Source organism: Halomonas sp. SS10-MC5, from assembly GCF_015992245.1.
GTDB lineage: Bacteria > Pseudomonadota > Gammaproteobacteria > Pseudomonadales > Halomonadaceae > Halomonas > Halomonas sulfidoxydans.
The window spans coordinates 1,271,646-1,293,078 of sequence record NZ_CP065435.1; the positions used below are offsets into that span (position 1 = coordinate 1,271,646).

Below are 21,433 nucleotides of genomic sequence, written 5' to 3' on the forward strand. Positions count from 1 at the left end.
AGCCCGAAGCCCGAAGCCCGAAGCCCGAAGCCCGAAGCCCGAAGCCCGAAGCCCGCGACTTCACGGCTTCCTGGCATGCTTCGCCAGCCACCGGTCCAGCGCGTTGGCGAACTCGCGCCGGTCGGCGTCGCTGTAGCCCTTGGGTCCGCCGGTGTGCTCACCGCTGGAGCGCAACGTCTCCATGAAATCCCTCATCTGCACTCGCGCACGTATGTTGTTCTTGTCGAGGATCTCGCCGCGGGTGGTCATCACCGCCGCGCCCTTGTCGATGGCCTCCAGGGCCAGCGGCAGGTCGGAGCTGATCAGCAGATCGCCTTGCTCGAGGCGGGCCACGATCTCGTTGTCGGCGGCATCGAAGCCATGGCTCACCGACAGCGACTTGACCCATTTCGAGGGCGGCAGGGGGATCGAGTGGTTGGCCACGAACCAGGCCGGGGTGGTGGTGCGCTCGGCGGCGCGAACGATGATGTCGCGCGCGACCTTGGGGCAGGCGTCGGCATCGACCCAGAGCGTGGGCATTCGGCAAGGCTCCTCGAAGAAGAAAAAGCAAGGTTTGGGTGATCGTAGCGTTGAAAGTACTGGTCATGGAACCAGTGTCGATGGTAGCATGCGCGCTCCTCGCATGTGTTGACCCCGCCATCATGACGATTCGCTCCACACGACGAAGTGTGAGAGGCAATCACCGAGACCGGCAGCGATCTGCTGCAACGTCCGAGATGTGAAGATGGAGCGCTACAGGATGCCGCCAACCGGGCGACATCGGCGCAAAAAGGTCGCCACAGCGGTTCGTGTCCAGGGAGACGAGCCGGATGCCAGGTGCGACCGGCGTCCCACGTAAAACGTGATCCGCTCTGTCCAGGCCGAAACGGCCGCATGACAGGGCCACCGACCATGCCACATGGCTGCGTCGGGGATGCCTCAATGTGATTGCCGGCGAGTGCCGGCCTACCAAGGTGTGATTGATGACCTCGACTTCTGTCGCCTCGCCGAGCTTCGGCGATCTTGCGCTGCTGCCTGCCGTTCTTGCCGCTGTAGAAACACTGGGTTACGAAATTCCTTCACCGATTCAGGCGCAGACCATTCCGGCGTTGCTGGAAGGGCGTGACATGCTGGGCCAGGCCCAGACCGGCACCGGCAAGACCGCGGCCTTTGCCCTGCCGCTGCTGTCGCGTCTCGAGATGACCCGGCGCGAGCCTCAGGTGCTGGTGCTGGCGCCGACCCGTGAGCTGGCCCAGCAGGTGGCCGTTTCCTTTACCAAGTACGGCCAGAACCTGCAGGGGCTGGAAGTGGCCACCCTGTGCGGTGGCCAGGAATATCGTGAACAGCTGGGTGCGCTCAAGCGTGGCGCCCAGGTGGTGGTGGGCACGCCGGGCCGGGTGATCGACCACCTCGACCGCGGCAGCCTCAAGCTCGATGGCCTCTCTGCGCTGGTGCTGGACGAAGCCGACGAGATGCTGCGCATGGGCTTCATCGACGACGTCAAGCGCGTGGTCGCCGACACCCCGCAGGACGCCCAGCGGGTGTTCTTCTCCGCCACCCTGCCGGCCGAGATCGAGCGTATCGTCAACCGCTATCTGGTCGATCCGGTCAAGGTGGCGATCGAATCGCGCACCACCACCGCCGAGAGCATCGAACAGCGCCTGGTGCGGGTCGACGGCGGCGCCAAGCTGGAGGCGCTGGCGCGCATCCTCGAGGTCGAGCCGGTGGACGCCGCGATCGTCTTCGTGCGTACCCGGGCTGCCTGTACCACGCTGATGGAGCAACTCTCCGCCCGCGGCGTGAACGTGGCCAGCCTCTCCGGCGACCTGGACCAGAGCCTGCGCGAGCGCACCATCCAGCGCCTCAAGCGCGGCAAGATCGACGTGCTGATCGCCACCGACGTGGCCGCCCGTGGCCTCGACGTGCCGCGCATCACCCACGTGATCAACTACGACCTGCCCCAGGACAGTGAGGCCTATACCCACCGTATCGGTCGTACCGGCCGTGCCGGTCGCGAAGGTGTGGCGATCACCTTCGCCGGCTTCCGCGAAGGCCGCAAGATCGGCTGGCTGGAGCAGGCCACCGGTCAGCGCATGACCGAGATGGCGCTGCCCGACGAGGCCGCCATCCGCGCTCATCGCGACGAAGTGTTCCATCAGCGCGTCATCGGCATGCTGACCGCTGGGGCCGACGAGCAGCGTGCTCTGGTCGAGCGGCTGGTGGCGGAAGGCCATGACCCGGTCGAGCTGGCCTGTGCCTTCGCCGCCCTGGCGCGTGCCGACGAGGCGCCCATCGGCCGCCTGCAGGCGCCGCGCAAGGAGCGCACCGAGCGCGCCCCGCGCGATGGCAAGCCGCCGCGTCGCGAGCGTGGCCCGAGCGAGGGCATGACCCGCTACCGCGTTGCCGTCGGTCACAAGGACGGCGTCAAGCCGGGTCAACTGGTCGGCGCTCTGGCCAACGAGGGCGGCATCGAGGGTTCGCGGATCGGCCGTATCGATATCCGCAACGCCTTCTCGGTGGTGGAGCTGCCCAGCTCGCTGCCGCCGAGCATCCTGGCCAAGATGGCCCGCGCCCGCGTCGCCGGCCGCCCGCTGGAGATCAGCGAGGATGGCGGTGCCCCCGAGCGCGCCCCGCGTCGTCGTCGCGAAGACGGTGATGCACCGGTGCGTCGCCGCACCAGCGCCTGAGCGCAGCGTTCGCCGCTAGCGGCGAACGCGGAAGAACAAGGCCCAGACCGGGAAACCGGCCTGGGCTTTTTCATGTCGACTTGCCAATTGCCATACTACCATACTAGTCTGTTCAGGGCGGCGACGCTCAGTGAACAATGAGAAAACGGAGAACGGTGCCCATGACAACTCCCCTGCAGGCCATGTGGCAGGAAGCGCAGGACGACGGCTCGGTTCGCGAGCGGCTCTACCGCGTGCTGCGCCAGGCGATCATCCGCATGGTGCTGGCCCCCGGGCAGGCGCTGTCCGAGAAGGAGCTGGCCGACGCCTTCTCGGTGAGCCGGCAGCCGGTGCGCGAGGCCTTCATCCGTCTGTCGGAGGCGGGGCTGGTCGAGGTGCGCCCGCAGCGCGGCACCTACGTGGTGAGGATCTCGCAGCAGGCCGTGCTCGAGGCCCGCTTCGTGCGTGAGGCGATCGAAGTGGCAGTGGCGCGTGAGGCCGCCACGCTGGGCGTGGCCGAGCGCACCCTCGATGAGCTGCGCGAGCTGATCGAACGCCAGCGGCGCTGCAGCGTTTCCAGCGATTACGACCGTTTCTTCCAGCTCGACGAGGCCTTCCATCGGGCGCTGTCGCTGGGGGTGGGGCATACCGCCGCCTGGCGCGTGACGGAGGAGGTCAAGGCACAGCTCGACCGGGTGCGCTACCTGAGCATTCCCGATTCGACGCCGATCGCCAAGCTGACCGACCAGCACTCGATGATCGTCGAGGCCATCGGTAGACGCGACCCCGAGGCGGCGGGGCAGGCCATGAGCGTGCATCAGCGCGAAATCCTGCACTCCCTGCCGGAGCTCATGCGCCGCTTCCCCGAGATGTTCGACGGTGCGCCCAGTGCGGTCTCCGTTGGCAGCAGGTAGCCATCACGCAGCAAGACGCCAAGCACGAGACGCAACAATCATAACACACGTCAGGAGGCTCACATGAAGACAATCGCACTCGTATCCGCCGTGGCACTGGCCGCCGGCGCCAACCTGGCCCACGCGGCCTACCAGTTGAATCTCTCCTCGGCGCTCAGCGCCCAGGACCCCATCGTGCAGGCCATGGAGGAGGCCAGCCAGACGATTGCGGAACGTTCCGATGGCGAGCTTACCGTGCAGGTCTTTCCCAACAGCCAGCTCGGCTCCGACGAGGACGTGGTCGAGCAGATCCGCAGCGGGGCCAACATCGCCGTCCTGATCGATGCCGGGCGCCTCTCGGAGTACCAGCCGGAGCTGGGCATCCTCAGCGCGCCCTACCTGGTGGAGTCCCACACGGACTACGAACGCATCACCTCATCGGATCTCTATCGGGAGTGGGTCGAGAGCCTGGCCGAGAACAGCGGCCTGCGTCTGCTTAACTACAACTGGTTCCAGGGCTCGCGCCACATGCTGACCCAGAAGCTCGTCGAGACGCCCGAAGATCTCAGCGGCGTTCGCGTGCGCACCATCAACTCGCCGGTGTGGGTCAAGACCATCGAGGCGATGGGGGCCACCCCCACGCCGCTGCCCTGGTCGGAGGTCTACTCCGCGCTGCAGCTCGGCTCGATCGACGGCGCCGAGGCGCAGCTCACCGCCGCCGAAGGCCAGAACCTGCACGAGGTGATCACGCACATCGCCCTGACCGGCCATATCCACCTGATGACCGGTCTCGCCACGTCCGAGCAGTGGTACCAGTCACTGCCGGAAGAGCTGCGCACCATCCTCGACGAGGAGCTGCGCAGCGCGGGGGAGGCGGCCAGCCAGGCGACCGTCGACGCCCAGGACGCCGTGCGCGGGCGCATGGAAGCGGAAGGCGTGACCTTCACCGAAGTGGACGTCGAACGGTTCCGCGAGCGCGTCTCCGGCGTCTACGAAGAGCTCGGCTACGACCAGTACCGCGACCAGCTGACTGCGGAATAGTGAGCCGGCCCGCCCCCGTCGCGTACGCGGCGGGGGCCTGGCTATATCCGGGTTCGAGGATTTTCCCTTATGTGGTACTGGTACGACCGATTCGAGGCGTGGCTTGCCGTCGCGCTGCTGGGTGGCACTTCGCTGACCCTGCTGGCGAGCTCGACGGCGCGCGCCATCGGCCAGCCCTTCGCCGGCGGCGCCGAGCTGGCCCAGCTGCTGTTCATCTGGACTGCCGTGCTGGGTGCCGACATCACCTTGCGCCACGGGGGACAGGTACGCATCGACGCCCTGACGGTGCGCCTGCCGCTGCCGCTGCAGCGCCTGGTCACGGGGCTGTGCCTGGCGCTGATGCTGGGCTTCCTGGCTTTGCTCGTGTGGTACGGCTTTCCCCTGGCGCTGTCCAACTGGCAGCGACCAATGGGCGTGGCCGGGCTGAGCTATGGCTACATCACCCTGGCGCTGCCGGTGGGTGCTGCGCTGATGATCGTCTCGCTCGTGCGGCGCATCGTGGCCAAGGGCATCGTGGCGAGCCTGATGCCGGAAGACGATGTCGTGGAGGAGACACTATGACGGCCGCACTGCTGTTGGGCCTTGGCCTGGTGCTGATGGCCATCGGCATGCCCGTGGCCTTCGCCATCGGTATCGCCGGGTTCACCTACTTCTTCCTGCCCGAGACTTTCCTGCCGACCAATATCGGGCCGCAGCGTATCGTCTCGGCGACGCAATCCTTTCCGCTGCTGGCGGTGCCGCTGTTCATCTTCATCGGCCATCTGATGAACGCCAGCGGTATCACCCCGCGGCTGATGCGGCTCTCCACGCTGCTGGCCGGCTGGATGAGCGGCGGCCTGGCCCAGGCCAGCATCGTGCTCAGCACGCTGATGGGCGGGGTGTCGGGTTCGGCGGTGGCCGATGCTGCCATGCAGTCGCGGGTGCTGGGGCAGGGCATGGTGCAGCAGGGCTACAGCCCGGGCTTCACCGGGGCGGTGCTCTCCATCGGCGGGCTCGTCACCGCCACCATCCCGCCGAGCATCGGCCTGATCCTCTATGGCTATCTGGGCGAGGTCTCCATCGGGCGGCTGTTCATCGCCGGCGTGGTGCCCGGCTTCCTGCTGATGGTGGCGCTGATGGTGACCACCTACTTCGTGGCCCGGCGGCGCGGCTACACGCCGGTACGCGAGGGGCTGCCTGCCGGCCGCGAGGTGCTCTCGGCCGCACGCAGCAGCCTCTGGGCGTTGCTGTTCCCGGTGTGGCTGCTGGTGGGCATCCGCTATGGCCTGTTCACGCCCACCGAGGCGGGGGCCTTCGCCGTGGCCTATGCACTGCTGGTGGGCTGCGTGATCCATCGCGAGATGGGATGGCGCGAGATCCTCGCGGCGATGCACGCCAGCGTGCGCGACATCGGCATGATCATGCTGATCATCATGTTCTCGGGAATCATCGGCTACGTGGTCTCCTTCGAGCGGGTGCCGCAGACCATTGCCGAGCTGACGCTGGGCGTGTTCTCCAGCCACGCCACGCTGCTGCTCACCCTGGCCGTGCTGCTGGTGCTGCTCGGCATGCTGCTCGAGGCCACCGTGGTGGTGATGCTGCTGACGCCGATCCTGGTGCCGGTGGTCAAGGCGGCCGGGGTCGATCCGGTGCACTTCGGGCTGCTGATGATGACCCTGGTGACCTTCGGCGGCATGACCCCACCGGTGGGCATCTCGATGTACACCGTATGCGGCATCCTGCGCTGCTCCTTCTTCGACTACAGCCGCGAGCTGGTGCCCTTCGCCCTGGCGGTGTTCGTGGTGGTACTGGGCATCATCTTCTTCCCCGACATCGTGCTGTTCCTGCCCAACCTGCTGATGGGCTGAGGCTGGCCGCGCGTCAATCATGGAGGATTCTATGACTCACTCCGACAAGATCGCCTTCATGGGCCCCGATTTCCTGCTCGAGAACGAGCCGGCGCGCCGGCTCTACCACGAGCATGCCGCGGCCATGCCGATCTGCGATTACCACTCGCACCTGAGCCCGGAAGAGATCGCCGGCGACGTTCGCTTCGACAACCTCACCGAGCTGTGGCTCAAGGGCGATCACTACAAGTGGCGGGCGATGCGCATCGCCGGCATCGACGAGCGGCGCATCACCGGTGACGCGAGCGACCGCGAGCGCTTCCAGGCCTGGGCCGAAACGGTGCCGGACTGTCTCGGCAATCCGCTCTACCACTGGACCCACCTGGAGCTGCGCCACCCGCTGGGCATCGAGAACACGCTGCTCTCGCCGGCTACCGCCGAGGAGATCTGGACCACCGCACGCGAGCGGCTGGCGATGCCACAGCTGAGCGCCCAGGGCATCCTCGAGCGCTTCCACGTGCGCACCGTATGTACCACCGACGACCCGGTGGACGATCTCGGCCTGCACCGGCGGCATGTCGAGAGCGGGACAATGCCCGCCATGCTGCCGACCTTCCGCGCCGACGCCGTGCTCAAGATCGAAGCACCCGGCTTCGCCGACTATCTCGGCGAGCTGGAGCGTGCCAGCGGCGTGGCTATCCGCGGCTACGACGATCTGCTGGCGGCCCTGTATCAGCGCCTCGAGCACTTCGCCGCCCACGGCTGCTGCCTCTCCGATCACAGCCTGGAGAAGCCAGTGTTCGTTTCCCCGCCGAGCACGGCCGAACTCGGCCGGATGATCGAGCGCCGCCGCCAGGGCAGAACCCTCTCTGGCGACGAGAATGCCGCCTTCACCACCGCGCTGCTGCTGTGGCTGGGACGCGAGTACGCCCGCCGCGGCTGGGTGATGCAGCTGCACCTCGGCGCGCTGCGCAGCCTGAGCCAGCGCGGTCTGGCCGAGATCGGCGCCAACAGCGGCTTCGACGCCATCGGCGACGTCACCTACGCCGAACCGCTGGCGGCGATTCTCGATGCGCTGGACCGCGAGCGGGCACTGCCGCGCACCGTGGTCTACAACCTCAACCCGCGCGACAACGAGATGCTGGCAAGCCTGGTCGGCTCGTTCGCCAGCGACGGCATCCCCGGCAAGCTGCAGTTCGGTGCCGCCTGGTGGTTCAACGACCAGCGTGACGGCATCGAGCGCCAGCTCGTCACCCAGATGAACTTCGGCCTGCTGCGCCACTTCGTCGGCATGCTCACCGATTCGCGCAGCCTGCTGTCCTTCTCCCGTCACGACTACTTCCGCCGCATCTTCTGCCAGATGCTCGGCGCGCAGATCCAGCGCGGCGAGTTGCCGAACGATCTCGACCGCATCGGCGAGCTGGTGCGGGCGGTGTGCTACGACAACGTGCAGCGCTACCTCTTCGAGCGATAGGAATTCTTCCATATCAGAGCGATGGAACACTCATGAAAATCAGCGACGCCTATGTGATCGTCACCTCGCCGGGGCGCAACTTCGTCACCCTCAAGATCGTTACCGAGTCGGGTACCTACGGCATCGGCGACGCTACCCTCAACGGCCGCGAGATGGCCGTGGTGGCCTATCTCGAGGAGCATGTGATCCCCGCCCTGATCGGGCGCGACGCCAGCCGCATCGAAGATATCTGGCACTACCTCTACCGCGGGGCCTACTGGCGCCGGGGGCCGGTGACCATGGCGGCGGTGTCGGCGGTGGACCTGGCGCTGTGGGACATCAAGGCCAAGGCGGCGGGCATGCCGCTCTACCAGCTCCTCGGCGGCAAGAGCCGCGAGCGGGTGATGACCTACGCCCACTGCACCGGACGCGACATCGAGGGCTGCCTCGCCGAGGTCGAGAAACACGTCAAGCTCGGCTATCGCGCCGTGCGGGTGCAGGCCGGGGTGCCCGGCATTCCCACCATCTACGGCGTGGCCAAGCGCGAGGGCGAGCGCTACGAGCCCGCGGACGCCGAGCTTCCCGCCGAGCACGTGTGGAGTACCGAGAAGTACCTCAACCACGTGCCCAAGCTGTTCGCCGCGGTGCGCGAGCGCTTCGGCGACGAGCTGCACGTGCTGCACGACGTGCATCATCGCCTCACGCCCATCGAGGCGGCGCGCCTGGGCAAGGCGGTAGAGCCCTATCACCTGTTCTGGCTCGAGGACTGCGTGCCGGCGGAGAACCAGGAGAGCTTCCGCCTGATTCGCCACCACACCACCACACCGCTGGCGGTGGGGGAGGTGTTCAACTCGATCCACGACTACCGCGAACTGCTCGAGAACCAGTGGATCGACTACATCCGCACGCCCCTCACGCATGGCGGCGGCATCACCCACCTGCGGCGCATCGCCGACCTGGCCGGGCTCTACCACGTGCGTACCGGCTTCCACGGACCGACGGACCTGTCGCCGGTGTGCCTGGGCGCGGCGGTCCATTTCGACACCTGGGTGCCCAACTTCGGCATCCAGGAGCACATGCCCCACACGCCGGAGACCGACGCCGTCTTCCCCCACGACTACCGCTTCGAGGATGGTCACTTCCTGGTCGGCGAGGCGCCGGGGCACGGCGTCGACATCGACGAGACCCTGGCCAAGCAGTACCCCTACAAGCGCGCCAGCCTGCCGGTCAACCGGCTGGAGGACGGCACCCTGTGGCACTGGTGAGGAGTCAGCTCATGCCAGACGTGACCCGCCTACCCGCCGCCGAGCCGACCGGGCATATCGGCATCGTCCACCTGGGGCTCGGTGCTTTCCACCGCGCTCATCAGGCGGTCTACCTGGAGCGCTATCGCCAGCGCAGCGGCGATGGTGCCTGGGGCGTGAGCAGCGCCAACCTGCGCGGCGGCGTGGCGCTGGTGGATGCCCTGCGCGACGCCGACTATCACTACCATGTCGCCGAATACGCCGACCGCGACCATGTCACCCTGCGCGAGATCGGCGTGATCGAGGAGGCCCTATTCACTGGCCGGGACCCTTCGGGCCAGTGGGGGCGCGACCTCGCGGCGCTGCTGGCGCGCCTGGCGTCGCCCGACACGCGACTCGTCACCCTGACGGTGACCGAGAAGGGCTACTTCCTGAGCCCCGCCGAGGGCGCCTTGCTGCGCGACGACCCGCTCATCGCCCACGATATCGAGCATCCCCAGGCACCGCGCAGCGCACCGGGCATCCTGGTCGAGGTGTTGGCTCGGCGACGCGAAGCGGGAATCCCTCCATTCACGGTACTGTGCTGCGACAACATGCCGAACAACGGCCAGCGCACGAGGGAGGCGGTGGTGCAACTTGCCGCCTGTCGCGACGGCGAGCTGGCCGCCTGGATCGAGCGCGAGGTGGCGTTCCCATGCAGCATGGTCGACCGCATCGTACCGGCCATGACCGAGGCCGACCTCGCCCGCCTGGCCGAGCTGGGCGTCGACGACCCCAGCGCCGTGGTGGGCGAGGCGTTCTCGCAATGGGTGGTGGAGGACGACTTCCCCCTCGGCCGACCGGCCTGGGAGGCCGAGGGCGTGAAGATGGTCGCCGACGTGGCGCCGTTCGAGACCATGAAGCTGCGTATGCTCAACGGCAGCCATTCGCTGCTGGCTTACCTGGGGGCGCTGGACGGTATCGAGACCGTCTTCGATGCGGTGAGTCGCGACGACCTGGTGGCGCTGCTGCATCGCTACATGCTGCGTGAGGCGGCGCCGACCCTGGCGATGCCGGCCGGTACCGATCTCGAGGGCTACGCCGAGCAACTGCTCTACCGCTTCGCCAACGACAGCCTGCGCCATCGCCTGCAGCAGATCGCCATGGACGGCTCGCAGAAGCTGCCCCAGCGCTGGCTGCACGGCGCCCTGGCCAGGCTAGAAGCGGGAGGCGAGGTGCCTTGTACGGCACTGGGCGTAGCGGCGTGGATTCGCTACACCGCCGGACGCGATCTGCACGGCAATGTCCATGCCGTTGACGATCCCATGGCGGGCACGTTCGCCTTGCTGCACGAAGCCCATGGCGAGGATCATGAGAGTCTGGTGCTGGCCTTCCTCGAACTCGATGCCGTGGTACCCCCGGCGTTGGCCGAGCACGCCGGCTTCGCGGCGGAGGTGGTGTCGGCCTACCGCTGCCTGACGACGCTTGGTCTCGACGCCGCGCTTGCGCGGCTCGATGCACCCACCTGATAGCGAGAGGTTCGTCATGGAACATACCTGGCGCTGGTTCGGCCCCAGCGATCCGATCACCCTCGACGAGATTCGCCAGACCGGTGCTACCGGCATCGTCACGGCGCTTCACGAAATACCCAACGGCACGCCCTGGCCGGCGGGTGACATCGCTGAGCGCAAGGCAATGATCGAGGCCGCGGGGCTCTCGTGGTCGGTGGTCGAGAGCGTGCCGGTGCACGAGTCCATCAAACAGGGCGCGCCCGAGCGCGAGCGCTACATCGCTGCCTACCAAGAGACCCTGCGCCACCTGGGCGACTGCGGCATCGACACCGTCTGCTACAACTTCATGCCGGTGCTCGACTGGACCCGCACCGATCTCGCCTGGCGCCTGCCGGACGGCGGCCTGGCGCTGCGCTTCGACCAGGCTGCGCTGGCTGCCTTCGACCTCTTCCTGCTTGGGCGGCGTGGCGCCAAGGCGGAATACAGTGAGGCCGAACAAGCCGAGGCCAGGCGCTACCTGGAGGGGCTGGACGAGGTGTCGCGCCAGCGACTGGTCAACAACGTCATCGCCGGCCTGCCCGGGGCCGAGGAACACTACACCCTGGCACGGTTCCGCGAGGCGCTGGCCGAGTACGACGGCATTGATGCCGAGCGCCTGCGTGAAAATCTCGGCCATTTCCTGCGTGCCATCGTGCCGGTCGCCGAAGAAGCCGGCGTACGGCTCGCCATCCACCCGGACGACCCGCCGCGTCCGCTGTTCGGCCTGCCGCGGGTGGTCTCCACCCCCGAGGATGCCCAGTGGCTGCTCGATGCCGCACCGAGCGAGGCCAATGGCCTGACGCTGTGCACCGGCTCCTATGGTGTGCGCGAGGACATTGACCTGGCCGCCATGGCGCGCCGCTTCGGCCCGCGCATCTACTTCGCCCACCTGCGCTCGACTCGGCGCGAGGCCGCCGATCCGCGCACCTTCCACGAGGCGCATCACCTCGGCGGCGACGTCGACATGGTGGCAGTGATCGCCGCCCTGGTGGAGGAGGAGCGGCGCCGCGAGCGAGAGGGTGGGCCGCGCCTGCCGCTGCGGCCGGATCATGGTCACCATATTCTCGACGACCAGCGCCGCGACACCCGCCCCGGCTATCCGCTCTACGGGCGCATGAAGGGGCTCGCCGAGCTGCGCGGCGTGGAGCTGGCAGTAAGGCGGTTGACGAGCTGAAGCCTACCGGGTGAAACGACAAGGCCCACCGTGCAGCAGCCGGTGGGCCTTGTCATGTGACGGAGTGTTTTACTGGCCGGGAGCGGCGACCTGGCCTGCCGACGTGCCGGTGCTGCGCCCGGGCTGCTACGTGGTGCACGATCACGGCCTCTACCGCGAGGCCCAGCGCGATGTGCTGATGCAGCGCCCCGATCTGCAGCACGGGCTCGAGCCCGCACTGGAGGTCTTCGCCCAGGTGCAATCGCTGCCCGAGCCTGGCCTGGCGATCGTCGCCCTGGGCAAGCGCGACATCGGCCACGACCAGCTGCCGGTGCCCCTGCGTCGCTACCGCGAAGGGGGCGCGCCGGACGCAACGCTCTCCGTGACGGGGTGGCAGGTGGCCAAGCTGATGGACCAGCACACCTTCGTGTACCTGCCCGGAGACGCCAACGATATCGCCGTGGGCGATATCGTCGCCGTCGGCGCCTCCCATCCATGCCTCACCTTTGACAAGTGGCGTCATCTGCTGCTGGTGAACGAGGCGCTGGAGGTCCAGGACAGCCTGGCAACCTGCTTCTAGCCGCCCTGGGACGCTCGCTTCTCATGCCTCGCGTTTGCCATCGACCAACCGTGACACCCCCCAGGGGTTGCCGTCACGCAGCACCTCGGGCAGCAGTCCCTGCGGCAGCGCCTGGTAGCACACCGGGCGCAGGAAGCGGAAGATCGCCGCGCTGCCCACCGAGGTGCTGCGCGAGTCGGAGGTCGCCGGGTAGGGGCCGCCGTGGACCATGGCGTGGCAGACCTCGACCCCGGTCGGCCAGCCGTTGGCCAGGATCCGCCCCGCCTTGCGCTCGAGGATCGGCAGCAGCGCCTTCGCCGCGTCCTGGTCGGCGTCGTCCATCTGCAGGGTGGCGGTGAGCTGGCCTTCGAGCTGGGAGGCGACCTGGCGCATCTCGTGCTGATCGGCGCACTCGATCACCAGCGAGGTGGCGCCGAACACCTCCTCCTGCAGTTCGGTATCCGCGAGGAAGTCCCCGGCCGCGGTGACGTAAAGCCCCGCCTGGCACGGGTGGGCCGATTCGCCCACCTGGCCGCGGGCGACTTCCCTGACCTTGTCGTTCGACGAGAGCCGGCCCACGCCCTGCTGGTAGGCGTCATGGATGCCCGGAGTGAGCATGGTCTGGGCGGCGCTCTGTTTGACCGCGTCGCCCGCGGCCTCGACGAAGGCATCGAGTTCGGCGCCCTTCACCGCGATGACCAGGCCCGGGTTGGTGCAGAACTGCCCGGCGCCCATGTTGAGCGAGGCGACGAAGCCCTCGGCGATCTTGGCCCCACGGGCACGCAATGCCTCGGGCAGCAGGAACACCGGGTTGATCGAGCTCATCTCGGCGTAGACCGGGATCGGCTGCGGGCGGGCCTGGGCGGTCTTCATCAGCGCCGTGCCGCCGCTGCGGGAGCCGGTGAAGCCCACCGCCTGGATGCGCGGGTCACTGACCAGCGCCTGGCCGATCTCGCGGCCCGAACCGAACAGCAGCGAGAACACCCCCTCGGGCAACCCGCACTTCTCGACGGCGCGCTGCACGGCACGCCCGACCAGCTCGGAGGTGCCGGGGTGGGCGGAGTGGCCCTTGACGATCACCGGGCAGCCGGCGGCCAGTGCCGAGGCGGTGTCGCCACCGGCCACGGAGAAGGCCAGCGGGAAGTTCGAGGCGCCGAACACGGCGACGGGGCCGAGCGGAATGTGGCGCTGGCGCAGGTCGGCGCGGGGCATCGGCTCGCGCTCGGGCAGCGCCGGATCGACACGCACGTCGAGCCACTCGCCGGCGCGCACCACGCTGGCGAACAGGCGCAGCTGGCCGCAGGTGCGGCCGCGCTCGCCCTCCAGGCGCGCCCGGGGCAGGCCGGTCTCGGCGATGGCGCGTTCGATCAGTTCGTCGCCGATGGCCTCGATCTCAGTGGCGACTGTCTCGAGAAAGGCGGCGCGCGCTTCGAGCGTCGTCTCGCGGTAGGTGGCGAAGGCCGCCTCGGCCAGCTCACAGGCGCGCTCGACCTCGGCCTGGGTGCCGCCCACGTAGGTGGGCTCCAGGCGCTCGCCGGTGGCGGGATTGACGGCGTGGATGGGCTTTGAACTGCCGCTTGCGGCCTCGCGGCCGATCAGCATCTTGCCTTCCAGGGGCATAACGAACTCCTTGCTGCTCAGAGCGATTTCACTTCGATGGTTGGCTTGTCTGCCTCGAAGCGTAGTGGATTACGCAGGGGGCGGCCGAATTCGCTCAGTGCGATCTCGAAGCGGTCGCCATCCCGGGTCTGGATGCCGTCGGCGAAGCTCAGGGTGGCGGTGCCGAAGAAGTGTACGTGCACGTCGCCGGGGCGACGGAAGCCCGGGTACTTGAAATGGTGGTATTCCAGGTTGGCCAGGCTATGGGCCATGTTGGCCTCGCCGGTGAGGAAGGGCTTTTCCCACAGGGTGTCGCCGCCGCGCACGATTCGGCTGGTGCCTACCAGATGCTTGGGCAACTCACCGATCAAAAGTTCCGGGCCGAAGCTGCAGGCGCGCAGCTTGGAGTGGGCCAGCCACAGGTAGTTGAAGCGCTCGGTCACGTGGTCGGAGAACTCGTTACCGATGGCGTAGCCCACCCGCCAGGGCCGGCAGTCGTCGCCGATCACATAGAGCCCGGCCAGCTCCGGCTCCTCGCCGGCGTCCTCGGCGAAGGGTGGCACGGGCATTTCCGCCTCGGGGGCGACGACGCAGCTGCCGTCGCCCTTGTAGAACCACTCCGGCTGGGCGCCGACGCCACCGGCCTGTGGTTTGCCGCCCTCCACGCCGAGCTTGAACATGCGCATGGAGTCGGTGAGCTCGGCCTCACTGACCTGGGCCTTGGCATGCATGGCCGAGCGTGTATCGGCACTGCCCAGGTGGGTGAGGCCGGTGCCGGTGACCAGGCAGTGGGCCGGGTCGGGATGGGTCAGCGGCGGCAGCAGGCGTTTCTCGTCGACCAGTCGCTGGTAGTCGAGGCGGGTCTCGGTCAGTGCTGCCTCGACGGCGTCGGCCAGCGACTGTCCCGCGGCGATGGCGCGGCGGGACAGCGTATAGGTGTCAACGTCGAGCAGGCGAACCTCACGGTCGCTCTCGACCCGGGCGGCACGGGCCTGGCCTTGGTACTCGCATTGCATCAGGCGCATATGGCGGTTTCCTCGTGTTGAACGGTATTCAGAGCGGCCAGATCGCCAGCTGTGGCCACAGCAGCAGGGCGGCCAGCACGCAGAGCTGGATGAGCATGAACGGCAATACCGAAAGGTAGATGTCCTTGAGAGAGACTTCCGGGGGGGCCACGCTCTTGAGATAGAACGCTGCCGGGCCGAACGGTGGTGACAGGAACGAGACCTGCATGTTCACGGCGAACAGGATGCCGAACCAGATCGGATCGAAGCCCAGCTCAGTGACGATGGGCAGGAAGATCGGCAGGGCCAGCATGGCGATGCCGATCCAGTCGAGGAACAGGCCGAGCACCAACATGATGCCCATCATTACCAGGATGACGACGATCGGCGCCACTTCGAGACCGAGGATCAGGCCCGAGACGAAGCGGTTGCCGCCCATCAGATTGTAGACCCCGACCAAAGCGGCGGCGCCGATGCCGATCCAGATGATCATGCCGCAGGTATTCAGCGTCTGGCCCAGGCTGTGGTGCAGCATGGCCAGCGAGAATTCCCGGCGCACCACGATCGCCAGCATCACGCCGAACACGCCCATGGCCGCCGCCTCGGTGACCGAGGCGATGCCGCCGTAGATGGTGCCGAGCACCAGGAAGGCGATCAGCCCGGGGAGCAGGATCGCCTTGGCGGCGTCGAGCCTGTTGGCGAAGGGGTTGTCCTGGCTCTCTTCGGTCAGCGGCGGCCCCATGTCGGGGTTCTTGAGGCAGCGCACCAGCACGTAGGCGATATAGGAGCCCATCAGGATCACGGCGGGAGTGACGGCGGCGGTGAACAGCTCGGCGATGGAAACGCTGGCGATCAGGCCGTAGATGATCAGCACGATCGACGGCGGCATCATGGTACCCAGCGCGCCGCCGGCGCATACCACGCCGATCGACAGGCGCTTGTCGTAGCCCAGGCGCAGCATCTGCGGCAGCGCCAGGATGCCCAGCAGCACGATCTCGCCGCCGATGATACCCGAGAGCGCCGCCAGGAAGAACGCCACCACGATGGTCTGCACCGCCACGCCGCCGGGCAGGCGGCCGGCGAACACGCGCATGGCGTTGAACAGGTCCTTGGCGATGCCGGAACGGTCGAGCAGCGACGCCATCAGCACGAACATCGGCACCGCCACCAGCGAGTATTCGGTGATGAAGCCGTAGACCCGGCTGGTGACCAGCGGCAGGGCGGTCTCGCCGAACCAGCCGAAGGTGAAGGCCATTGCCACCAGGCCGGTGATGAAAGCCAGCGGCAGGCCGGTCACCAGCAACGCGAAGATGGCGCCGACCATCAGCAGGGTCGCGGTCGAGATGTCCATCAGCGCACCTCCCGACCGGGGCGGGCCCGCAACGACTGGGCCAGGTGCAGCAGCGCCTGCAGCGTCATCAGGGCCAGGGCGAACAGGATCGCGCCCTTGACCAGGGCCGGAAAGGGCGGGTTCCACGAGGTGCCGGAGCGCTCGAGGCGCCACTCGCCGAGCGGGTTATGCGAGGCTTTCCAGAACATGGTGAAGGCGGCATAGCTCATGGCCAGACAGAAGCCCAGGGTCACCAGGTCGTTGAAGCGATCCATCCAGCCCCTGAGACGGGGGCCGACGTTGTCGTAGAGGACCCTGACCCGAATGTGGCTGTTGCGCGCCAAGGCGGCGGGGCCGCCCAGGGCGAAGCTGATGGCGATCAGGAACACCACGCTTTCGTGCACCCAGGAGGTGGGGGAGCCGAATCCATAGCGCAGGAAGACCTCGACCACGCTAATGGCCATGGCCAGCAGGATCATCCAGGCGGCGCCCCGTGCGCCCCGCGATACCAGGCGGTCGAGGGCATTGCGCTCGGGCGAGGCGTCCTCGACCTGCTCCACGATGTCGGCGAGTTCCTGTTCGGGCAGGGGCTTGGGGTCATGTTGTGGCTGCGACATGGCGAGTCTCGATAGGCGTTGCGGGCCGCCAGAAGCTGGCGGCCCGCGTCGGTTGCCGGTGCTTGGGTCAGAGCAGGTTGCGCGAGCGCAGGAAGGCGGTGGCCGAGTCGTAGATCTTCTGCGTCATCTCGTTCTCGCCGGCCCACTCCTGCCACTCCTGTTCCGCGGCGGCACTGAACTTGCGACGCTCTTCGGCGGGCAGGTCGAAGGGATGGACGTCCGGGTCCTCCTGCAGGCGTTGCAGGGTCTCGATGTCCTGGGCCTTGAGCCGGGCGATCAGGTCGTAGGCCATGCCGTCGAAGGCGGTCTCGAGAGTCGCCTGCAGGTCCTCGGGCAGGTCGTCCCATATCTGCTTGTTGATCGACACGGCGATCATCGGCATCGAATGGAACCCCGGGTACAGCGGGTAGGGGGCGAAGGCGTGCAGGCCCATGGCGTCGTTGTTGGAGAGCACGGTGGAGTCGGCGGCGTCGATGACCTTCTTCTCCAGCGCGGTATAGACTTCGGAGCCGGGCAGGTTGACGGGGCTGGCCCCGATGCGCTCGAAGACGTTGTATACCATGCCCTGCGGGGCGCGGATCTTGAGGCCCTCGAAGTCATCGAGCGTCTCGATCGGCACGGTGGAGGGCACCGACTCGAGCGGGAAGGTGGCCGCACCGATCAGGTGCACGCCGTAGGGCTCGACCAGCTCGTTGTAGAGCTCCTCGCCGCCGCCGTGCTTCATGTATTCAAGGAAGTCGTAGGGGTTCTGCCAGGCGCCGACCAGGTTGCCCAGCATGCCGAACGCCGGGTCCTGGCCCGAGAAGTAGCTGGGGTCGGTCATATGGCCCTGCAGGATGCCGGAACTCACCGCATCCAGGGTCTCGGTGGGGCCGACCACGGCGTTGATCGGCATGACCTCGATCTCGATACGTCCATCGGTCATGCGGGAGATACGTTCGGCCCACTCCTGCTTGATCTTGAAGCTGGGCTCGCCGGAGGTCTCCGAGGCCTGGAAGGACCATTCGTATTCGGCGGCATGAGCCGTAGAGAGACCCAGCAGCAGAGCCGAGCCAACGATGCCGGCGCGCGAAAGGCGAGATGTGAAATGAGACATACGGGCTCCAGGGGTTGTTTGTTGTGGTGGGCCGCTTATATGTTGAACATATAGCATCCATGTTCAACATAAACTTTAGTCGTGTCATCTACACTGGCGTGAACGAATTTCTCGTCATGAACCAAAGGATTTGGCAATGCAAAGCATCAAGATCGGCCTGGTCGGGGTGGGCAAGATCGCCCGCGACCAGCACCTGCCGGCGCTGGCCGGGAGCCGGGGTTACGAGCTGGTGGCGACCGCGGATCCCCACGCCCGCCACGCGCCGGTACCCGGCTACACCGCCTTGGGTGAAATGCTCGAGGCGCATCCCGAACTGGAAGCAGTGGCCATCTGCACGCCGACGCACCTGCGCTACTCCCAGGCGCGCATCGCCCTGGAACAGGGCAGGAGCGTGCTGCTGGAGAAGCCGCCCGGGGCGACCCTGAGCGAGGTGGAGGATCTGGTCGAGCTGGCCGAGCGGCAGGGTCGCACCCTGTTCGCCGCCTGGCATTCGCGCTTTGCCCCGGGCGTGGAGCAGGCGCGCGACTGGTTGCGGGATCGCCGTATAAGGCGGGTCGAGATCGACTGGCGGGAAGACGTGCGGGTGTGGCATCCCGGTCAGGCGTGGATCTGGGAGCCGGCCGGCATGGGCGTCTTCGACCCCGGCATCAATGCCTTGTCGATCATCACCGAGATACTGCCTCGCGCCTTCTTCCTGCGCGAGGCGCGGCTGTGGGTGCCAAGCAACTGCCAGGCGCCGATCGCCGCGGCGCTGACCTTCGGCGATACCGAGGGCACGCCGATCGTGGCCGACTTCGATTTCCGCCAGCCGAGCCCGCCGATCTGGAGCATTCACGTCGAGACCGAGGCGGGGCGGCTCAGCCTGCTGCGGGGCGGCTGCCGGCTGGAGCTCGACGGCCAGTGCCTGCTCGACGCCGAGGAGCGTGAGTATCCGGGCCTCTACGCCCGCTTCGCCGAACTGGTCCGGCAGCGACGCAGCGACGTGGACCTGGCCCCGCTGCGGCACGTGGCGGATGCCTGCCTCGCCGCCTGGCGCGAGCCGACCGAGCCCTTTATCGAGTGAACTAGATAAGCCCCTGCTGGCGCTGATGAGCCACCAGTTCACGCACCATGCCCATCAGCGTTGCCGCCCCCGGGGAGGGCCGGCGTCGTCTCAGGCTCACCAGGCCGAATGGCTGCACGCTGAGCCGCTGGTGGAAAGGCAGGATGCGAAAGCGCGTCGGGGCGCACAGCAGGTCGGCCACCTGACGCGTGGTGGCGGTGATCGTGTCCGAGCGATCGATCAACGCCAGCGCCACCAGGATGTCGGTGGTATCGACGACCTGTGCTGGCGGCTCGACGGCATAGTGGAGAAACAGCGCGTCGACCCGCTGGCGCATCAGCGCCCCCTGGGGCTGTAGCGCCCACGGGTAGGCGGCCATGGCCGCTAGCGTCAGCGGATCGGCTCCCGAGAGCGGGTGTCCTTCGCGACACACGAAGCAGATCTCCTCCTCGCCGATCTCCTCGAACACGAACGGCTCGGACGAGAAGCCGGCCGGTATCCGGGTAATGGCGAAATCGAGTTCCCCTTCCAGCAGCCGCGGCACCAGCCGCTTGCTGACGTCGACCTCGACGCTGACCTTGAGCCTGGGGTGGCTTCGGTGCACCCGCTCGATGGCGCTGGCCAGAAGCGTCACCGCCGGCGCCATCACCGTGCCGATGGCCACCTTGCCCGCATTGCCCTCGAACAGGGCGTTCAACTCTTCGCCGGTATTGTGAAGCTCAGAGAGCATGGCCTGGGCATGCCGGACCATGACCTCTCCGTACCAGTTCGGCTCGAGCCCACGTGGGTGGCGGTCGAACAGCTTGACGCCCAGTTGAGACTCGACATCCCCCAGCAGCTTCGAGGCCGCCGGCTGGCTGATGCCCAACTGGGCGGCCGCGCGATGCAGGTTGCGCTGCTCGTCGAGGGCCAGAAAGAGCTGGAGATGGCGCAACTTTAGTCGTGCTTGCAGGAACCAGTCGTCACCCAGCGTGCGCATGGCGCCCCTCCGCCTCTTCTGGAAATAATAATTTTGATATCGATTTATCGACCACTGCATATTGGTTGGTTATGTCATGGCTGTCTACTGTAGCGACGGTATCCGCGACGACATGTCGTACCGACAACAACAATTCCAAGATCAAGGAGACAGATCATGTCACTCACCTACGCCTCGATGCGCGGTGCCGTTTCGCCCCTGTTGCTGAGTGCCGGCGCCGTCATGCTGATGCTGGGCGTGGCCGAGGCCCATGGCAGCGCCGAGTCGACGACCAACGGCACCACCTCGCGTAGCCTCGACAAGTCATCGTTCGGCCAGCTGCCCGACGGCCGCCAGGTCGACGTTTACCGCATGACCAACGCCAATGGCATCGAGATGCGTGTCATCAACTATGGCGGCATCATCCTTTCGCTGAAGACGCCGGATGTCGACGGCGACTTCGACGATATCGTGCTGGGCTTCGATTCGCTGGAGGAGTATCTCTCCGATACTTATCGTCAGGCCAATCCCTACTTCGGCGCGCTGATCGGCCGCTACGGCAACCGCATCGCCGGTGGCCAGTTCTCTCTCGACGGCGAACCCCACTCCCTGGCGACCAACGACGGGGCCAACCATCTGCACGGTGGCCAGCAGGGGTTCGACAGGGTGCTATGGCAGGCCGAGCCGTTCGAGAGCAACGAAGGTGCCGGCCTGACACTTCGCTATACCAGCGAGGACGGCGAGGAGGGCTATCCGGGCAGGCTCGAGACGGAGGTGACCTACACCCTGACCGACGCCGACGAGTTGATCGTCGACTACCGGGCCACGACCGACAAGGCGACGCCGGTCAACCTCACCCAGCACAGCTACTTCAATCTCGAGGGAGAGGGCGGCGACAGCATTCTCGACCACCGGCTGATGATCAACGCCGACGCCTTTACCCCGGTGGACGACACGCTGATCCCCACCGGCGAAATCCGCTCGGTCGAAGGCACACCGTTCGACTTCACCCAGCCGACGCCGATCGGCGAGCGCATCGGGCAGGACAACGAGCAGCTGGCGTTCGGCAAGGGGTACGACCACAACTTCGTGCTCGCCGAGCAGGGCGCTTCTTCCAGTGAGTCCGTGCTGGCCGCCAGGGTCTGGGAGCCGGACAGCGGACGGCTGCTGGAGATTCTCACCACCGAGCCGGGCATCCAGTTCTACTCGGGCAATTTCCTCGCCGGCGACCTGACGGGCAAAAAGGGGCAGGCCTACGAGCATCGCTCGGGGTTCGCGCTGGAGACCCAGCACTTCCCCGACTCGCCCAATCAGGAGGCTTTTCCCAGCACCGTTCTCGAGCCGGGGGAGACCTATCGCTCGCGCACGATCTATCGATTCTCCGCCCAGGAGACCCCGGACTCGTGAGGCATGAGTTCGAACACCAACAACAACACCCCGTAGA

Annotated in this window: 18 protein-coding genes and 1 pseudogene; 12 read left to right on the top strand and 7 right to left on the bottom strand. The window is 67.2% G+C overall.

Features of this window, described 5'->3' with window-relative positions; genetic code table 11:
* Positions 1 to 60 precede the first annotated feature (60 nt).
* Positions 61 to 519: a YaiI/YqxD family protein gene (locus tag I4484_RS06030; RefSeq protein WP_197450080.1), complete on the bottom strand. Its 459-nt coding sequence runs from the start codon at positions 517 to 519 to the stop codon at positions 61 to 63.
* 443 nt (positions 520 to 962) lie between these two features.
* Between I4484_RS06030 and I4484_RS06035 the strand changes: the two genes are divergently transcribed.
* From I4484_RS06035 to I4484_RS06080, 10 genes and pseudogenes are all read left to right on the top strand, one after another.
* Complete coding sequence (locus tag I4484_RS06035) at positions 963 to 2,666, top strand: DEAD/DEAH box helicase (protein WP_197450081.1); 1,704 nt, start codon at positions 963 to 965, stop codon at positions 2,664 to 2,666.
* Between the two features lie 161 nt (positions 2,667 to 2,827).
* On the top strand, positions 2,828 to 3,559 hold the full coding sequence (locus tag I4484_RS06040) for a GntR family transcriptional regulator (protein WP_197450082.1): 732 nt from the start codon (positions 2,828 to 2,830) through the stop codon (positions 3,557 to 3,559).
* 63 nt (positions 3,560 to 3,622) lie between these two features.
* Positions 3,623 to 4,579, top strand: a complete 957-nt coding sequence (locus tag I4484_RS06045; protein ID WP_197450083.1) for a C4-dicarboxylate TRAP transporter substrate-binding protein — start codon at positions 3,623 to 3,625, stop codon at positions 4,577 to 4,579.
* A gap of 69 nt (positions 4,580 to 4,648) precedes the next feature.
* Positions 4,649 to 5,140: a TRAP transporter small permease gene (locus I4484_RS06050; protein ID WP_197450084.1), complete on the top strand. Its 492-nt coding sequence runs from the start codon at positions 4,649 to 4,651 to the stop codon at positions 5,138 to 5,140.
* Positions 5,137 to 6,426, top strand: a complete 1,290-nt coding sequence (locus I4484_RS06055) for a TRAP transporter large permease (protein ID WP_197450085.1) — start codon at positions 5,137 to 5,139, stop codon at positions 6,424 to 6,426. The genes I4484_RS06050 and I4484_RS06055 overlap by 4 nt, the downstream gene beginning before the upstream one ends.
* A gap of 31 nt (positions 6,427 to 6,457) precedes the next feature.
* Positions 6,458 to 7,879, top strand: coding sequence for a glucuronate isomerase (uxaC, locus tag I4484_RS06060; protein WP_197450086.1), 1,422 nt, complete (start codon positions 6,458 to 6,460; stop codon positions 7,877 to 7,879).
* Between the two features lie 32 nt (positions 7,880 to 7,911).
* Entirely contained in the window at positions 7,912 to 9,123 is a 1,212-nt protein-coding gene (gene manD, locus I4484_RS06065; RefSeq protein WP_197450087.1) for a D-mannonate dehydratase ManD, read from the top strand.
* An 11-nt stretch (positions 9,124 to 9,134) separates the two neighbouring features.
* Positions 9,135 to 10,610, top strand: coding sequence for a mannitol dehydrogenase family protein (locus tag I4484_RS06070; protein WP_197450088.1), 1,476 nt, complete (start codon positions 9,135 to 9,137; stop codon positions 10,608 to 10,610).
* Between the two features lie 16 nt (positions 10,611 to 10,626).
* A complete protein-coding gene (uxuA, locus tag I4484_RS06075; protein WP_197450089.1) occupies positions 10,627 to 11,805 on the top strand; it encodes a mannonate dehydratase in 1,179 nt (392 codons plus the stop codon).
* A 106-nt stretch (positions 11,806 to 11,911) separates the two neighbouring features.
* Positions 11,912 to 12,364 (top strand): annotated as a pseudogene (locus I4484_RS06080) (amino acid deaminase); the annotation flags it as partial.
* A gap of 21 nt (positions 12,365 to 12,385) precedes the next feature.
* Here the strand turns inward: I4484_RS06080 and I4484_RS06085 are convergent.
* From I4484_RS06085 to I4484_RS06105, 5 genes are all read right to left on the bottom strand, one after another.
* Complete coding sequence (locus tag I4484_RS06085) at positions 12,386 to 13,963, bottom strand: aldehyde dehydrogenase (NADP(+)) (protein ID WP_197450090.1); 1,578 nt, start codon at positions 13,961 to 13,963, stop codon at positions 12,386 to 12,388.
* Between the two features lie 17 nt (positions 13,964 to 13,980).
* The gene (araD1, locus tag I4484_RS06090; protein WP_197450091.1) at positions 13,981 to 14,967 is read right to left on the bottom strand and encodes an AraD1 family protein; all 987 of its coding nucleotides are present in this window, start codon (positions 14,965 to 14,967) and stop codon (positions 13,981 to 13,983) included.
* A 28-nt stretch (positions 14,968 to 14,995) separates the two neighbouring features.
* A complete protein-coding gene (locus tag I4484_RS06095; RefSeq protein ID WP_197450092.1) occupies positions 14,996 to 16,297 on the bottom strand; it encodes a TRAP transporter large permease subunit in 1,302 nt (433 codons plus the stop codon).
* Positions 16,297 to 16,893, bottom strand: coding sequence for a TRAP transporter small permease subunit (locus tag I4484_RS06100; protein ID WP_197450093.1), 597 nt, complete (start codon positions 16,891 to 16,893; stop codon positions 16,297 to 16,299). The genes I4484_RS06095 and I4484_RS06100 overlap by 1 nt, the downstream gene beginning before the upstream one ends.
* Before the next feature lie 67 nt (positions 16,894 to 16,960).
* Entirely contained in the window at positions 16,961 to 17,989 is a 1,029-nt protein-coding gene (locus tag I4484_RS06105; RefSeq protein ID WP_197450094.1) for a TRAP transporter substrate-binding protein, read from the bottom strand.
* A gap of 136 nt (positions 17,990 to 18,125) precedes the next feature.
* Here I4484_RS06105 and I4484_RS06110 point away from each other — a divergent pair, with 136 nt between their 5' ends.
* Positions 18,126 to 19,052, top strand: a complete 927-nt coding sequence (locus I4484_RS06110; RefSeq protein WP_197450095.1) for a Gfo/Idh/MocA family protein — start codon at positions 18,126 to 18,128, stop codon at positions 19,050 to 19,052.
* A 1-nt stretch (position 19,053) separates the two neighbouring features.
* Here the strand turns inward: I4484_RS06110 and I4484_RS06115 are convergent, their stop codons facing one another.
* Positions 19,054 to 20,010, bottom strand: a complete 957-nt coding sequence (locus I4484_RS06115) for a LysR family transcriptional regulator (RefSeq protein ID WP_197450096.1) — start codon at positions 20,008 to 20,010, stop codon at positions 19,054 to 19,056.
* A gap of 156 nt (positions 20,011 to 20,166) precedes the next feature.
* Between I4484_RS06115 and I4484_RS06120 the strand changes: the two genes are divergently transcribed.
* Positions 20,167 to 21,396 carry an aldose epimerase family protein gene (locus I4484_RS06120; RefSeq protein ID WP_197450097.1) on the top strand — a complete coding sequence of 410 codons (1,230 nt, stop codon included), beginning with the start codon at positions 20,167 to 20,169 and terminating at the stop codon, positions 21,394 to 21,396.
* The last annotated feature ends 37 nt before the right edge of the window (positions 21,397 to 21,433 follow it).

What these genes read in the sequence shown, in the direction of transcription:
- I4484_RS06070 (WP_197450088.1), top strand. Translation starts at nt 9,135, where the DNA reads ATGCCAGACGTGACCCGCCTACCCGCCGCCGAGCCGACCGGGCATATC.
- I4484_RS06055 (WP_197450085.1), top strand. Translation starts at nt 5,137, where the DNA reads ATGACGGCCGCACTGCTGTTGGGCCTTGGCCTGGTGCTGATGGCCATC.
- I4484_RS06110 (WP_197450095.1), top strand. Translation starts at nt 18,126, where the DNA reads ATGCAAAGCATCAAGATCGGCCTGGTCGGGGTGGGCAAGATCGCCCGC.
- I4484_RS06095 (WP_197450092.1), bottom strand. Translation starts at nt 16,297, where the DNA reads ATGGACATCTCGACCGCGACCCTGCTGATGGTCGGCGCCATCTTCGCG.
- I4484_RS06120 (WP_197450097.1), top strand. Translation starts at nt 20,167, where the DNA reads ATGTCACTCACCTACGCCTCGATGCGCGGTGCCGTTTCGCCCCTGTTG.
- I4484_RS06105 (WP_197450094.1), bottom strand. Translation starts at nt 17,989, where the DNA reads ATGTCTCATTTCACATCTCGCCTTTCGCGCGCCGGCATCGTTGGCTCG.
- I4484_RS06100 (WP_197450093.1), bottom strand. Translation starts at nt 16,893, where the DNA reads ATGTCGCAGCCACAACATGACCCCAAGCCCCTGCCCGAACAGGAACTC.
- I4484_RS06045 (WP_197450083.1), top strand. Translation starts at nt 3,623, where the DNA reads ATGAAGACAATCGCACTCGTATCCGCCGTGGCACTGGCCGCCGGCGCC.
- araD1 (WP_197450091.1), bottom strand. Translation starts at nt 14,967, where the DNA reads ATGCGCCTGATGCAATGCGAGTACCAAGGCCAGGCCCGTGCCGCCCGG.
- manD (WP_197450087.1), top strand. Translation starts at nt 7,912, where the DNA reads ATGAAAATCAGCGACGCCTATGTGATCGTCACCTCGCCGGGGCGCAAC.
- I4484_RS06030 (WP_197450080.1), bottom strand. Translation starts at nt 519, where the DNA reads ATGCCCACGCTCTGGGTCGATGCCGACGCCTGCCCCAAGGTCGCGCGC.
- I4484_RS06050 (WP_197450084.1), top strand. Translation starts at nt 4,649, where the DNA reads ATGTGGTACTGGTACGACCGATTCGAGGCGTGGCTTGCCGTCGCGCTG.
- uxaC (WP_197450086.1), top strand. Translation starts at nt 6,458, where the DNA reads ATGACTCACTCCGACAAGATCGCCTTCATGGGCCCCGATTTCCTGCTC.
- uxuA (WP_197450089.1), top strand. Translation starts at nt 10,627, where the DNA reads ATGGAACATACCTGGCGCTGGTTCGGCCCCAGCGATCCGATCACCCTC.
- I4484_RS06035 (WP_197450081.1), top strand. Translation starts at nt 963, where the DNA reads ATGACCTCGACTTCTGTCGCCTCGCCGAGCTTCGGCGATCTTGCGCTG.
- I4484_RS06115 (WP_197450096.1), bottom strand. Translation starts at nt 20,010, where the DNA reads ATGCGCACGCTGGGTGACGACTGGTTCCTGCAAGCACGACTAAAGTTG.
- I4484_RS06040 (WP_197450082.1), top strand. Translation starts at nt 2,828, where the DNA reads ATGACAACTCCCCTGCAGGCCATGTGGCAGGAAGCGCAGGACGACGGC.
- I4484_RS06085 (WP_197450090.1), bottom strand. Translation starts at nt 13,963, where the DNA reads ATGCCCCTGGAAGGCAAGATGCTGATCGGCCGCGAGGCCGCAAGCGGC.